This window comes from Sphingomonas trueperi (assembly GCF_040545965.1).
GTDB classification, from domain to species: domain Bacteria; phylum Pseudomonadota; class Alphaproteobacteria; order Sphingomonadales; family Sphingomonadaceae; genus Sphingomonas; species Sphingomonas trueperi_C.
On record NZ_JBEPMV010000001.1, the window covers coordinates 353,970 to 367,271 of the forward strand.

General features: G+C 67.3%; 13 protein-coding genes. 10 read left to right on the forward strand and 3 right to left on the reverse strand.

The window, feature by feature from the left end; genetic code table 11:
• Positions 1–6: 6 nt before the first annotated feature.
• Positions 7–2,112 (reverse strand): flagellar hook-associated protein FlgK, encoded by a 2,106-nt coding sequence (gene flgK, locus ABIC35_RS01780; protein ID WP_121078617.1) that lies wholly within the window; start codon positions 2,110–2,112, stop codon positions 7–9.
• Positions 2,113–2,140: 28 nt separating this feature from the next.
• Positions 2,141–3,463 (reverse strand): flagellar hook protein FlgE, encoded by a 1,323-nt coding sequence (flgE, locus tag ABIC35_RS01785; RefSeq protein ID WP_121078619.1) that lies wholly within the window; start codon positions 3,461–3,463, stop codon positions 2,141–2,143.
• A 197-nt stretch (positions 3,464–3,660) separates the two neighbouring features.
• On the opposite strand from flgE, the gene ABIC35_RS01790 reads away from it, so the two are divergent.
• The 10 genes from ABIC35_RS01790 to ABIC35_RS01835 all read left to right on the forward strand — a co-directional run bounded on the left by ABIC35_RS01790 (position 3,661) and on the right by ABIC35_RS01835 (position 12,478).
• Entirely contained in the window at positions 3,661–4,065 is a 405-nt protein-coding gene (locus ABIC35_RS01790) for a flagellar biosynthesis repressor FlbT (RefSeq protein ID WP_121078621.1), read from the forward strand.
• Between the two features lie 13 nt (positions 4,066–4,078).
• Entirely contained in the window at positions 4,079–5,446 is a 1,368-nt protein-coding gene (fliI, locus tag ABIC35_RS01795) for a flagellar protein export ATPase FliI (protein WP_121078623.1), read from the forward strand.
• On the forward strand, positions 5,443–5,874 hold the full coding sequence (locus ABIC35_RS01800) for a hypothetical protein (protein ID WP_121078625.1): 432 nt from the start codon (positions 5,443–5,445) through the stop codon (positions 5,872–5,874). The genes fliI and ABIC35_RS01800 overlap by 4 nt, the downstream gene beginning before the upstream one ends.
• Entirely contained in the window at positions 5,871–6,932 is a 1,062-nt protein-coding gene (locus tag ABIC35_RS01805; RefSeq protein WP_121078627.1) for a peptidoglycan-binding protein, read from the forward strand. Before ABIC35_RS01800 ends, ABIC35_RS01805 begins: the two co-directional genes overlap by 4 nt.
• 236 nt (positions 6,933–7,168) lie before the next feature.
• A complete protein-coding gene (locus tag ABIC35_RS01810) occupies positions 7,169–8,224 on the forward strand; it encodes a sigma factor-like helix-turn-helix DNA-binding protein (protein ID WP_121078629.1) in 1,056 nt (351 codons plus the stop codon).
• Positions 8,225–8,321: 97 nt separating this feature from the next.
• A complete protein-coding gene (locus tag ABIC35_RS01815) occupies positions 8,322–8,798 on the forward strand; it encodes a hypothetical protein (RefSeq protein ID WP_354278184.1) in 477 nt (158 codons plus the stop codon).
• Positions 8,799–8,890: 92 nt separating this feature from the next.
• Entirely contained in the window at positions 8,891–9,547 is a 657-nt protein-coding gene (locus ABIC35_RS01820) for a dTMP kinase (protein ID WP_121078631.1), read from the forward strand.
• 117 nt (positions 9,548–9,664) lie between these two features.
• Positions 9,665–10,777, forward strand: coding sequence for a fumarylacetoacetate hydrolase family protein (locus ABIC35_RS01825; RefSeq protein ID WP_121078633.1), 1,113 nt, complete (start codon positions 9,665–9,667; stop codon positions 10,775–10,777).
• Positions 10,778–10,785: 8 nt separating this feature from the next.
• A complete protein-coding gene (locus ABIC35_RS01830; protein WP_121078635.1) occupies positions 10,786–11,583 on the forward strand; it encodes an SDR family NAD(P)-dependent oxidoreductase in 798 nt (265 codons plus the stop codon).
• Between the two features lies 1 nt (position 11,584).
• The gene (locus ABIC35_RS01835) at positions 11,585–12,478 is read left to right on the forward strand and encodes an SMP-30/gluconolactonase/LRE family protein (RefSeq protein ID WP_121078637.1); all 894 of its coding nucleotides are present in this window, start codon (positions 11,585–11,587) and stop codon (positions 12,476–12,478) included.
• A gap of 43 nt (positions 12,479–12,521) precedes the next feature.
• On the opposite strand, the gene ABIC35_RS01840 is transcribed toward ABIC35_RS01835, so the two are convergent.
• Positions 12,522–13,154: a TetR/AcrR family transcriptional regulator gene (locus ABIC35_RS01840; RefSeq protein WP_121078639.1), complete on the reverse strand. Its 633-nt coding sequence runs from the start codon at positions 13,152–13,154 to the stop codon at positions 12,522–12,524.
• Positions 13,155–13,302: the final 148 nt, after the last annotated feature.

Below are 13,302 nucleotides of genomic sequence, written 5' to 3' on the forward strand. Positions count from 1 at the left end.
CTCCCCTTAACGGACCATCTGGAGAAGAGTGTCGTACATCTGCGACGCGGTGCTCATCACCCGTGCCGAAGCCGAGTAGCTGTTCTGCAGAACGACCATCTGCGACAGTTCCTCGTCGATGTTGACGCCCGAATAGCTGTCGCGCCGGTTGACCGCGTCGGCCTTGCGCGCGTCGGCATCGTTGAAGCGGTTCTGCGCCTGGCTGGCCTCCAGGCCGGCGCGGCCGAGCAGTGCGGTGGAGAATCGGCCGACGGTGACGACGCCGTCCTTGCCCAGGTCAATCGCGCTCGCCAGCTTGTCGGCAAAGGCGGTGGCGCCGCGGGTATCGCCCGCACCGACTGCCTTGCTGCCCACCGCAGCGCTGGTGTCGACGCGGGCCAGCGGTAGCTTCGACGGGGTATTGGCGATGTCGGTGCGGACCTTGGCGACGTCCAGGCCGCTGTTGATGCCGCTCAGGCCCGACAGCGCCGAGAAGCTTCGACCGCTGCCGAAGCGATCGGTAGAATCCGAAGCCATCGTCAGCGTGGCGCCGGACAGACCGCTCGCCGGATCGAAGCGGACGCGACCGCGGCTGTCGAGCGAGAAGGAACCGAACTTGCCGAGATCGCTGCCGTTAAGCTCGGTAACGATGTCGCCCATCGTGCCGCCGGTGGTCGGCTGCAGCGTATAGCTGGTCAGCGCCAGGCCCGAGGAGTCGCGCAGAACCACCTGCGCGGTCTGGCCGGTGGTGAAGCCGTGCGGATCCGCAGCGTTGAAGCCAGTCGGCACCAGCGTGCTGCTGTCGCTGCGGATCAGGTCGTTCATGCCGAAATATTGCGACACGCCGATCCCGGCGCGGCTGCTCGGCGCGGTCGCCGATTGCGAGATCGCCACGCCGTTGCCCGCGCCCGCGGCGGTGAAGCTCAGCACGCCGTTGGTGAAGCTGGCGGTCGCCGCACCGCCCAGGCCCGCGTTGATCGCGTTGACCATGTCGTTCACGGTCGCGCCCGGCCCGAGCGCGTCGAAATCGACTTCGGTCTTGGCGACCATCGTACCGGAGGAACTGGCGACCGAAAACGTCGCCTTGCCGGTGAAGCCCAGCCGATCGGTGCCGACCAGGCCGCTCTGCCGGCCGATGAGGCTGGCGGGCGGCGGCACAGTGGTGCCTTCGTTCGACACCGCGTTAAGCGCTTCGGACAGGCCGCTGAACGTGACGCCCAGCTGTTCGGAGAAGGACGGAAGCGCACGGTCGCGCAGGTCGAGCAGGCCGCCCAGCTTGCCGCCGACCGCCGCCGAATCGAGCTTCTCGCCGGTTAGTGCCCCCTGGGCGCCGTTCTTGTCCGCGAAGCGGATCGAAATGTCGGGATAGGTCGCCTGGGCGTTGCCGACGCCGCTGCCCTTGTTGGGGTAGTCGAGCTGGCGCAGCCGCGAGTCGAGCAGCATCTGGCCCGAGGTGGTCTCGATGATCACCCGGCCGTCCGGCTGGTCGCGGACGTTGACCGACAGCATGCCGCTCAGCTCTTCGATCGCGCTCATCCGCTGGTCGGCAGCGCCGCTGGCGTTGCGGCCGAGACCCGTCGCCTGCGACACGGTGCCGTTCAGATCATAGATGCGCTGGAGCAACGAGTTGATCTTGTCGACCGAATTGCTGACTTCGGATTCGACATCGCTGCGCAGCCCTTCGACGTCCTTGGTGATCTGCTGCATCGACGAGATCGCGTCCGAGACGTTGCCGATGAACACGGCGCTGGTCTGGGCGGACGATTGCGATCCCGTCATCGCGATCGCCGAGGCGTTGATCGCATCGAGGCGCGCCGGCAGGCCGGATTTGGAACCGGGCTCCCCAAGCAGCGACTGGAGACGATCGAGGTAGCTGGATTGCACCTCGGCCTTTCCATAGTCACCGGCCCGGCGGTAGACGGTCGCTTCCAGGAAGCGATCGGCCACGCGCTCGAACTCGCCGACGTTCACGCCGGTGACGGTGCCGCCCATCACCGAGGTCGAGAGATTGACCTTTTCGCGGGCATAGCCGGTGACGCCGACATTGGCGATGTTGTTCGACACCGCCTTCAATCCGGCCTGGGCAGCAGCCAGGCCGGAAGCGGCGGTTCCTAGGATATCGTTCAGCGCCATGTCGTGCGTCCCCCGGCCTCAGTCGTCGTCAGCGCTTCAGATCGCTGACTTCGCGCAGCATGTCGTCGACGGTCGTGATGATCTTCGACGATGCGCTGTAGGCGCGCTGGAAGCGGATCATGTTGGTGAACTCGCCCGCCAGGTCGACCGTGGAGGCCTCCAGCGTGTTCGACGAGATCTTGCCCGCGCCGAGCTGGCCCGGCGGGTTCATCGTCATCGAGCCCGAGGCGCGCGTCGACGTATAGGCATTGCCGGACAGGCGGGTAAGGCCGTTCGGGTTCGGGAAGGTCGCGATCGGCAGCTGGAACACCTGGCGGCTCGAGCCGTCGTCGAAGATCGCGCTGACGATGCCTTCCTTCGAGACTTCGGTCGCCGCAATGTTGCCGAGCACGCCGCCATTGGTGCCGCCCGAGACCAGCGACGAAGGCTGGCCGAACTGGGTGAGACCGTTGGTGGCGCCGTTCTTGCCCAGATCCAGCGTGATCGGCACCGAGCTGGCGCCGTTGGTGTAGTTGACGGTCAGCGGATCGAACAAGCCGGCGGTCGACGTCGTCGTGTTCAGGCTGCCGTCGCCGTTGAACGCAACGGTGCCGCTGCGCACCAGGCCGCCAACGGCGGGGGCACCGACGTCGGACGCCGGGTTCATGTACGTTTCCATCGCCCACTGGTTGGAACCAGTCTTGAGGAACGACATCTTCATTTCGTGGCTGCCGCCCTGCGAGTCATAGACCGTGAAGGAGCGGGTAAAGTCTGCCGGAATGGTGCCGCTCGCAAGCGCGCCGGCCGTGTAGGCGGGCTGCGGCGCAACCGGCGTGTACACGGCGTGATCCGACTGCAGATTGATGTGCGCCTGCAGCTTGTTGGTCGGCGCCGCGGTGCCGACCAGGTCGGTCAGGCGGACCGGGGTCAGCGTGTCGAGATTGCCGGTGTTGGTGTAGCCGCCGGTGGCGTCCAGGCGCCAGCCATAGAGATACAGGCCGGAGGAATTGCGCAGATAGCCTTCCTCGTCCGGCTTGAACGAGCCGGCGCGGGTATAGGCGACGGGGTCGCTGTCGTTCAGGCCGCTGCGGGTGATGAAGAACCCGCCGCCGTCGATCGCGAGATCGGTGCTGCTGCCGGAGGCCTGCAGCAGGCCCTGCTTGGAAACCTGTGCGAGCGGCGCTGCCGCCACACCACCTGCCGAATAGCTGGCCGACGTGCGGCCATCGGTCACCAGCGTGCGGAACTGGGCTTCGACGCCCTTATACGCAACGGTGTTGATGTTGGTGATGTTGTCGGCGACGGTAGCCATGGCACTCGACTGCGCGCTCAGCCCGGAAACGCCAGCGTAAAGAGCGGAATAGAGGCTCAAGTTCAAAACTCCTCGAGATGCCCGCGCGATCCCCACGCCGGCGACATCCTCATTGTAGAGGGCTGGCGGCTCCACCCAAATCAAAGGGGCGATTTTGCCGGTTACGATTGCAAGGCGGCAAAATTTGCCGGGTGTTTGCCCATTTGCGCACCGAACACGCCTATAAGTTGAGGAACGCTTATCGAAAGGCCTGTGCCATGCTTCGCATCACGCTCCGGGACGGTGAAAAGGCGATCGTCAACGGCGCGGTGTTGCGCGCCGTCGGCCGCACCCAGATCGCCGTCGAGAATATGGTATCGATCCTGCGCGGCCGCGAAGTGATGCGGCCCGAGGAGGCGACCACGCCCGCTCGCCAGCTCTATTTCGCGACGATGCTCGCCTATATCGATCCCGCTGGCCGCGATGCGCATCACGATGCCGTCGTCCAGCTGCTCAGCCTGCTGATCGCGAGCCTCGGCACCGCCGAGGCGCGCGAGCTGTGCATTCGCTTCGCCAACGATCTCGCCCAGGGCGAATATTACAAGGCGCTCGCCGCCGCGCGCGAGTTGATCGCGATGGAAGACGCCGCCGCGGCCGATACCGCCACTACGCAGGCGGCCTGAAGGAGCCCGCGCGATGCAGACGCTCGCCAGTGCCGCCCGCGCCATCAAGGAGATGGTCCCCGACCGTCGCTTCGGGCGCGTGGTGGCGGTGCGCGGCGCGCTCATCGAAGTGGAAGGCCTGACCGGCGTCGCGCAGATCGGCAGCCGCGTCGAGATCCAGTCCCCCAGCGGCAAGGTGGAAGCCGAAGTCACCGCGCTCGATCGCGGCGTCGCGCTGTGCCTGCCCTTTGTCGATCCGCAGGGCGTCGGCCTGGGTGCGGTCGCCGAGCTCGGCGCCGGCCAGTTCACCGTCCGCCCCTCCAAGGCCTGGCTCGGCCGCATGATCAACGGCCTCGGCCGCCCGGTCGACGGGCTCGGCCCGCTCGTCAACGGCGCCGATCCGCAGCCGATCAAGGCCTCGCCCCCCGCTGCCGCCGGCCGCTCGCGCGTGGCCGAGCGGATCGAGACCGGCGTGCGTTGCCTCGATACCTTCGTGCCCTTGTGCCGCGGCCAGCGTCTCGGCCTGTTCGCCGGCTCGGGCGTCGGCAAGTCCGTCCTGCTGTCGATGCTCGCGCGCTGGACCCAGTGCGATGTCGCCGTGATCGGGCTGATCGGCGAACGCGGCCGCGAAGTGCAGGAATTCATCGAGGACGATCTGGGGCCCGAGGGCATGGCCCGCTCGGTCGTCGTCGTCGCCACCTCGGACGAGCCGGCGCTGATGCGCCGCCAGGCCGCCTGGACCACCCTCGCCGTCGCCGAGCATTTCCGCGACCAGGGCCTCAATGTGCTCTGCCTGATGGACTCGGTGACCCGCTTCGCGATGGCGCAGCGCGAGATCGGCCTGGCCTCAGGCGAGCCGCCGGCGACCAAGGGCTACACTCCCACCGTCTTCGCCGAGCTGCCGCGCCTGCTGGAACGCGCCGGTCCGGGTGCGCCCGGCCAGGGCATGATCACCGGCCTGTTCACCGTCCTCGTCGACGGCGACGACCATAACGAGCCCGTTGCCGATGCGGTGCGCGGCATCCTCGACGGCCACGTCGTGATGCGCCGCGCGATCGCCGAGCGCGGCCGCTATCCCGCGATCGACATCCTCAAGTCGGTCTCGCGTACCCTGCCCCATTGCCTCGAGCATGAGCAGAACGAGACCCGCCTCGCCGCGCGCAAGCTCTTGTCGACCTATGCCGACATGGAAGAGATGGTGCGGCTGGGCGCGTACAAGGCAGGCTCCTCGCCCGACGTCGACCGCGCTGTCGCGCTCGCGCCCCGCATTGAGGCGCTGCTCAACCAGGGCAAGAACGACCAGGGCCATGCCGAGGCGGCGTTCGCCGAACTCGCTGCGATCCTTTCCGGCGAAGCGTCGGGCGATCCCGATCACGGCCATGACGTGGGTCTCGCCGCATGAGGACGCCGTTCGATACCGCGCTTCGCATGCAGCAGCGCACCGTCGACGACCTCAAGGTCAAGATCGGCACGGCGATCGAGCGCATCGCCGAGCTGGAGCAGCAAGGCCGCGACCTCGTCGCGCGCGTCCGCGAGGAGCGCGTGCTGGCGCATGCCCTGCCGTTCGCCTCGGATGCCTGGCTGGCCACCGCCAAACACGCCCAGGCGCGCATCGCCGAGGAAATCGTGGCCGAACAGGCGCGCCTGCTCAACCTGCGTGAGCTGGCGCGCGAAGCCTATGGCACGTTCCGCGCGATCGAAAGCGCCGCAGAACGTTTCCGCGCCGATGCCGAGCGCGAAGCCGAGGCCGCCGAACAGGCGGCGATCGACGATATTGCCGCGGCGCGTTTCCTGCGCGAGCGCAAGCGAATGCTGGTAAAGGCCGCATGATCCACCGTACCGACCTTGCCGCGCTCACGCCGGCGCAGCGCGCCAACGTGATCTACGCGCAGGCCCAGTCCGAACTCTCGACCCGGCTGTGGCGCGCTGCGATCGGCGATGGCGACCGCGACAACGACAAGACCCGCTCGCCGCTGGGCGGCGGATCGGACATGGCGATGGATTCGCTGCTGGAGCTGCTCGGCACCCAGGCGCCGAAATCGGCCAAGGGCAAGTGCAAGTGCCAGTGCGCCTGCTCGTGCAACGACGAGGATGCGCCCGACGATATAGCCGCGCTCGCCAAGCGTGCCCTGACCGGCGCGCATGCGGCAGCCGCAGTCGATCGGGGTACCCTGCCCGGCGCGGGCTCGATCGTTAGTGCGCTTTCCGGGGGCGGACCTGCCAAGGCTGGCGAGGCCGCGGGCCCGCTCGCGCTCGGCAGCAACGCCCGCTACGCCGATACCCTCGCCGCCGCCGAGGCGCGCAGCGGGATTCCGCGTTCCGCGATCGCCGCGATCGTCGATGCCGAAGCCGGCAAGGGGCAGGACGGCAGCTGGAACCCGCTGTCGCGCAACCCGCGTTCGAGCGCGGCAGGGCTCGGCCAATTCCTCAGCGGCACCTGGCAGACGCTTGCCGAACAGGGCGGCACCTGGCTGAACGACGTCGCGAAGGCGCGCGGCTGGCTGACTGAGAAGGGCAAGATCGATCCTTCGCGCCGCAGCGAGTTGCTGGCACTCCGCTACGATCCGCAAGCGTCGATCCTCAGCGTCGCCGATATGGCGAAGAACAATCTGCAACATTTCGAATCGGCGGGCCTCAATGTCCGCGCCGATTCGGAAACCCTCGCCAAGGCGGCCTATCTCGGCCACCATTTGGGGCTGGGTGATGCAAAGAAGTTTCTTGCCGGCAATATTGATGCAGAGCGTGCCCGCACGTTACTTGCCGCCCAGGTCGGCGGATCGGCGGCCGATCAGCGCATCGCGCATGCGGGCGATGCCACCCGTGCACATCGGCAATGGTTGCTCGACTTCATCGACCGCCATGTCCAGCCGGACAAGTTTTCCTCCTAAATCAGTGGCTTAGGCCATTTTTCGTGTGTTCGCACGCCTGTTGAACAGCGATTAACCATCATTTTTTCAGGCACTTGGCTCGCCAAGCGAATCGGCGTTGCTATAAAGATTGGGAGTGCGTTTGCGGGAAACTACCTAAGCCCCGGATTAGCACTCCTTTAAAGGTTTCAGACGAAATGTGTCTCCTGTCGACGGCGCCGAAACGATCGGACCGGCGCTGAACCAGGGGAATACAGATGTCGAAGATCACGATCGCTCTCGAGGCCGCAGTCCAAACCGTCATCGAGAACGCGCCGAAGGACGGCAAGCAGACCAATCGTCAGCGCGCTGAAATCGATCGCGCCTTTGCCCGCATCCTGAAGCTGATCGCGCCCCGCATCCGTCACTTCATCCGCCAGTACGGCCTGACCGCGCACTGGGACGACGCCGAGCAGTGCTGCGCCATTGCCGTGCACCGTGCTATCCAGGCCTATGAGCCGGAAAAGGCCCAGTTCACCACCTTCGTCAACTGGCAGATCCGCGGTGAGCTGCAGAGCCTGCGCTTCCGCCTGATGACCGACCAGCGCCCCTCGGCGAAGAAGGTCGAAGCCACCACCGTTTCGCTCAGCGCGATGGTCACCTCGGCGGACGGCGACGAAATGTCGCCCGAAGCGATGATCGAGGACGAGGACGCCCTGGAGCGCACCGAGAGCGCCGCCTCGGACTATCTCGCCGATGGCGCGATCGCCTCGCTGATCGAGGCCTATGTCGACCACCTTCGCAAGGTCGGCATCGAGCAGCTCCGCCGCCGCCCCCGCCCGAAGCGGGAAGAAGCAGCCCTTCGCCGCGAAGGTCCGCGTCTCCGCACCGCCACCCACGGCATCGATCCGGCCGAGCTGGAGAAGCTGGAAGCCAAGCTGGAGCGCGACCGCGAGATCGTCGCCCGCCGCGTGTTCCAGACCGCCACGCTCGATGACCTGTCGCTCGAGACCGGCGTTACCAAGGAGCGTGTCCGCCAGATCACCAAGCGCGCCGCCAAGGTGATCGCCGAGATCGCCGCCGCCGATCCGCGCTTCTCGGTGATGGCCGAATATGGCGAGCCCGCCACCGCCAAGCGCCGCCAGCCGGCTGCTGCCCGCAACGCCACGCCGATCCTGCCGGACGCCAGCCAGCCGCACAACCTGCTGTCCAGCGTCGTCGCAATCGACGCCGCGAGCATCGAAACGGTGGTCGCCGCCGAAGCGAACCGCGAGACCGTGGAAGCGATTGCGATCGCCGCCGCCCCGCTTGCGAGCCGCGCAGCACTGCATTGATACCCGATCGGAGCAAAAGCGTTCTATAAGGGGAGGGTAACCTTCCCTTCGGAACAACCCGATGCCCCGAAACTCCCAGACGATCGGCCGAGGTGCGATGCAGATGCTACCCCGGTCGAATTACAAGCTGACCGAACTGGCCGAGGAAATGGTGCGCTGCGCGCAACCGTTGCTCCCGGCCGGCGGTCGGCTTTTTCTGGGTCTGCAGCAGGAAACCAATGGCTCGCTGCGGATGATCTGGTGGCGCGGCGACGATTTCCGCCTTGTCGCTGAGATCGACGCCACCCCCGAGGGCTTCTGTCCCGAGGACAGCGACGAGGGCGCGCTGCAGGACGCGGCCGCTGCCTGCATCACCTATCTCTCCGGCCGCTGGCCCACCCCGCCCCGTCGGCTGGGCGTAATCACCGACGGCATCGGGGTCGCCTTCTCGCCCGCCCGCCCCGCCGTGGCCGAGCCCGGCTGGCTGATGGACCATGCCGGCGGCAAGGCTGCGCTCACCGCCATCCTGCCGCTCGACGGCGAAGGCCCCTGCGCGCTGCTGTGCGCGCCCCCGGAAACGGCTTCCTTTCATTGATCTTCTAATCCCTCTCCCGCTTGCGGGAGCGCAGCTTTCAGGCGTCCGGGAAGTCTTGATGACAACCTGCCGCAGCATGCTATGGCGCCCTAATGGGTGAACTCATCGCGATCGAGGGCGCCGACGGCGTCGGCAAGAACACCGCCTCGCGCGGGCTGTGCGCGGCGCTCCAGGCGTCGGGCCGTACCGCCACCGTGCTCGGCTTTCCGCGCTATGGTGAGACCGTCGCCGGCGTGACGATCGGCAAGATGCTCGCCGGCGAACTCCCCGTTCCTGTAACCCCGCACGCCGCCGCCGTGCTGTACGCGCTCGACCGGTTCGAGTGGCGCGACGCGCTGCTCGAGGCGCAGGCGACCCATGACGTGGTCGTGCTCGATCGCTACATCGCCTCGAACATGGCCTATCAGGGCGCCAAGCTGGGCGGCGACGAAGGCCGTGCGCTGATGGACTGGATCCTCGCGCTGGAGACCGGCCAGTTCGCCCTGCCCCGCCCGCGCCTGTCGATCTATCTCGACACGCCCTGGGACCTTGCCCGCGCGCTGATCCTGCAAAAGGCGCAGCGCAGCTATACGACCCGCAGCTTCGACGAATATGAGGCGGACATCGCGCTCCAGCAGCGCGTGCGCGGCAATTACCAGGCGATCGTCGCGGCCGATCTGCTCGGGCCGTGGAAGGTCGTCCGCGCCAGCGAAGACGGCGCGATGCGGGCGCCCGAGGCGATCGTCGCCGAAATTTTATCTTATATTTGAAACGGCGCTGAACCCGGCTATGCCCTTCTTGACATTTGCCTTGGCCGCACGCCAATGGTAGCGCTATCACAATTCGAAACGAGTTTGGTGAGAGGTCCCTTGGAAGCGCTTAGAGACATGCTGCCTGCCGATCATGCGCAGGCCATCCTGGTTGGTCGTGTGCAGACTGCTGCCGGCCCCAGCCCCGTCATCCTTCGCGACGGCCAGGTGATCGACGTATCGGCCACCGCGCCGACCGTCGCCGACCTGCTGGAGCGCGACGATATCGCCACGCTGAACGGCGAGGTGCTGTGCAGCGTCGACGCGCTCGGCACCGATTCGGCACCGGCGATCCTCGCGCCCGTGGACCTGCAATGCGTGAAGGCCTGCGGCGTCACCTTCGCGGTCTCGGCGCTGGAGCGCGTGATTGAGGAACGCGCCCGCGGCGATTCCGCCAAGGCCGCCGAGATCCGCGGCGACCTGGAAGCCAAGGTAGGCTCGGGCATCCGCTCGGTCGTCCCCGGCACGCCGGAAGCCGCCAGCCTCAAGGCCGCGCTGATCGATGCCGGCATGTGGTCGCAGTATCTGGAAGTCGCGATCGGGCCGGACGCGGAAGTGTTCACCAAGGCGCCGGTGCTGTCCTCGATGGGCTGGGGCGCCGAGATCGGCATCCGCTCGGACAGCGACTGGAACAACCCCGAGCCGGAAATCGTGCTCGCGGTGGACCGCAACGGCCAGATCAAGGGCGCGGCGCTCGGCAACGACGTCAACCTGCGCGACTTCGAGGGCCGCAGCGCGCTGCTGCTCGGCAAGGCGAAGGACAACAACGCCTCGACGTCGATCGGCCCGTTCATCCGCCTGTTCGACGACAATTTCACCATGGACGACGTGCGCAGCGCCGTGGTCGACCTCACCATCGACGGGCCGGAGGGCTATCGCCTCTCGGGCACCAACAAGATGAGCGAGATCAGCCGCGATCCCACCGATCTCGTCCGCCAGACGCTGAGCGAGCACCAGTATCCGGACGGCTTCGCGCTGTTCCTTGGCACGCTGTTCGCGCCGGTCCAGGACCGCGACCATCCCGGCCGCGGCTTCACCCACAAGCCGGGCGACGTCGTCCGCATCTCGACGCCGAAGCTCGGCACGCTCGTTAACCGCGTCACCACGTCCAAGGCCGCTGCGCCCTGGACGTTCGGCATCCGCGATCTGATGCGCAACCTCGCCGCCCGCGGCCTTCTCTCCAACGCGTAAGGGTGTCCATGTCCCAAGCCGATCTCCAGCAGGGCCCGATTCCGGCCGCTGAGCGTGCCGTCTATCCGAGCCTGAAGGGCAAGCGGGTCCTGATCACCGGTGGTGGTTCGGGGATCGGCGCCGGGCTGGTCGAAGGGTTCGTCCGCCAGGGCGCGGACGTGACCTTCTTCGATATCGCCGAAGACGATTCCAAGGCGCTGGTCGCCAGCCTGTCGGACGCCGCGATCGCGCCGCGCTTCTACAAGGTCGACCTCACCGACGTCCGCGGTGCGCAGGCGCAGGTGCAGGCGCTGATCGAGGCTGAGGGCGGCTTCGACGTGCTGCTCAACAACGCCGCCAACGACGACCGCCACACGATCGAGCAGGTGACCCCGGAATATTGGGACAACCGCATGAACGTGAACCTGCGCCACCAGTTCTTCATGGCGCAGGCGGTGATCCCGGCCATGAAGGCCAAGCGCGCCGGCGTGATCATCAACCTCGGCTCGATCTCCTGGCACCTGGCGCTGGAGGAGCTGACGCTCTACCAGACCGCCAAGGCGGCGATCGAGGGCCTCACCCGCAGCCTGGCGCGCGAGCTGGGCCCGGACGGCATCCGTTCGGTCTGCATCGTCCCCGGCAACGTCAAGACGCCGCGCCAGATGAAATGGTACACGCCCGAGGGCGAGGCCGAGATCGTCAAGGCGCAGTGCCTGCCCGGCCGCCTGGTGCCCGACGATATCGCCGCGCTGGCGCTGTTCCTTGCATCCGACGATGCACGCCTGATAACGAGCCACGAATTCTTCGTGGATGCAGGCTGGAGATAAGATGACCGACAAGGTGGTGGTTTCGGCGCCGGAGAGCGTGTGGGGGCTCGCTGCCCCGCTTCTCGAAGGTCCGGTGTGGGTGGAGCGCGACGCCGCGCTGTGGTTCGTCGACATCAAGAGCCACAGGATCCACCGCTATGATCCCGCCACCGGCGACAAGCAGAGCTGGGATGCGCCCGCCCAGGTGGGCTTCGCGCTCCCGGCGGCGAGCGGCGGCTTCGTCGCGGGGCTGCAGACCGGGCTCGCCAAGTTCGACCCCGCCGACGGCAGCTTCACCCCGCTGGTTGATCCCGAACCCGGCCTGCCCGGCAACCGCCTGAACGACGGCACCGTCGATTCCGAAGGCCGCCTGTGGTTCGGCACGATGGACGATGGCGAGAGCGACGCCAGCGGCGCCATCTACCGCCTCGCCGCGGACGGGACCTGCGTCGCATCGACCCCCAAGGTGTCGATCACCAACGGCCCGGCGGTCTCGCCTGACGGCAAGACGCTCTACCATGTCGATACGCTCGGCCAGGTAATCTACGCCTGCGACATCGCCGCAGACGGCACGCTGGCCAATCCCCGCGAATTCGTCCGCATCGCCGAGGGCGAAGGCTTCCCCGATGGCCCGTGCGTCGACAGCGAAGGCTATGTGTGGGTGAGCCTCTACGCGGGCTCCGCGGTACGCCGCTATTCGCCGGCGGGCGAACTGGTCGAGACCGTGCCCTTCCCGGTCGATGCGATCACCAAGATCGCGTTTGGCGGCCCGGACCTGAAGACGGTCTACGCCACCACCGCCAACAAGCACCTCTCCGCCGAGGACAAGGCCGCCCGGCCGACCTCGGGCGACCTGTTCAGCTTCCGCGTGACGGTGGCGGGCCAGCCCGCACCGCTGATCCGCGTCGGCGCCTGAGACCAAACTCCGCCCCCAGCATCGCTGGGGGCGGAGTTAGATTTTATTGGAACATCGCCTTGGTCAGCCCGGCGATGCCGGTGCGGACGCGCTCCCAGCCGGCTTCCTCGCTGAGGTCCAGCCCGAGGAACCGCCCGTTCTGCGCCCCCGACAGCACTAGTTGCTGGATCGCCGCGATCAGGAGGGCATTGAGCACGGGCGCGTCGATCCCCGCCGGCCGCTGCAGCGTGCCGCGCTCGCGGGCGATCCACGCGCTCAGCGCCTTGCCGCGCGCCTCGGTAAAGGCCGCGGCGAGCTTGGAGGGGGCGGAAAGCTCCCAGGCGAGGATCTTCTGCGCCAGGGTATCGCTGCGCAGCGCATCGAGCAGCGCCACCGCGACTCGCGCCATCATCTCGGCATAGGTTGCGGGGGGCGGCACGTTCTCGGGGCGCACCAGCGCGGTTTCCATCCAGGCGGAGACGTCGGCGGCGATCGCCTCGGCAAGGCCGTCCATGCCGCCGAAATAGCGGTAGATCAGCTGCTTGTCATAGCCCGAGGCGCGCGCGATGGCGTTCACGCCCCAGCGGGCAAAGCCCTGTTCGGCGAGCAGCGTCTTGGCCGCCGCCAGGATCACGCCCCGCGTGTTCGCCGCATTGCGCGGCCGCTTCGCCGGTGCCGTCTCGTCCACCCCGTCCATCCCCTGTTGTTGGCGATGGTTAACTATCACTGCCGAGTGACACTTGCCATCTCCGGAATGGGCCGGAGGCGGCAGTTTTGGTGGACGGTACGTGGCTGGTGGTGAGTCAACCTCACCCTCCCACTGCCTTCGGCAGCGGGCCCCTCCC

Excerpts from the sequence above, each read along its gene's own strand:
- flgK (WP_121078617.1), bottom strand. The coding sequence starts at position 2,112 with ATGGCGCTGAACGATATCCTAGGAACCGCCGCTTCCGGCCTGGCTGCT.
- ABIC35_RS01790 (WP_121078621.1), top strand. The coding sequence starts at position 3,661 with ATGCTTCGCATCACGCTCCGGGACGGTGAAAAGGCGATCGTCAACGGC.
- fliI (WP_121078623.1), top strand. The coding sequence starts at position 4,079 with ATGCAGACGCTCGCCAGTGCCGCCCGCGCCATCAAGGAGATGGTCCCC.
- ABIC35_RS01800 (WP_121078625.1), top strand. The coding sequence starts at position 5,443 with ATGAGGACGCCGTTCGATACCGCGCTTCGCATGCAGCAGCGCACCGTC.
- ABIC35_RS01805 (WP_121078627.1), top strand. The coding sequence starts at position 5,871 with ATGATCCACCGTACCGACCTTGCCGCGCTCACGCCGGCGCAGCGCGCC.
- ABIC35_RS01810 (WP_121078629.1), top strand. The coding sequence starts at position 7,169 with ATGTCGAAGATCACGATCGCTCTCGAGGCCGCAGTCCAAACCGTCATC.
- ABIC35_RS01815 (WP_354278184.1), top strand. The coding sequence starts at position 8,322 with ATGCAGATGCTACCCCGGTCGAATTACAAGCTGACCGAACTGGCCGAG.
- ABIC35_RS01820 (WP_121078631.1), top strand. The coding sequence starts at position 8,891 with ATGGGTGAACTCATCGCGATCGAGGGCGCCGACGGCGTCGGCAAGAAC.
- ABIC35_RS01825 (WP_121078633.1), top strand. The coding sequence starts at position 9,665 with ATGCTGCCTGCCGATCATGCGCAGGCCATCCTGGTTGGTCGTGTGCAG.
- ABIC35_RS01830 (WP_121078635.1), top strand. The coding sequence starts at position 10,786 with ATGTCCCAAGCCGATCTCCAGCAGGGCCCGATTCCGGCCGCTGAGCGT.
- ABIC35_RS01835 (WP_121078637.1), top strand. The coding sequence starts at position 11,585 with ATGACCGACAAGGTGGTGGTTTCGGCGCCGGAGAGCGTGTGGGGGCTC.
- ABIC35_RS01840 (WP_121078639.1), bottom strand. The coding sequence starts at position 13,154 with ATGGACGGGGTGGACGAGACGGCACCGGCGAAGCGGCCGCGCAATGCG.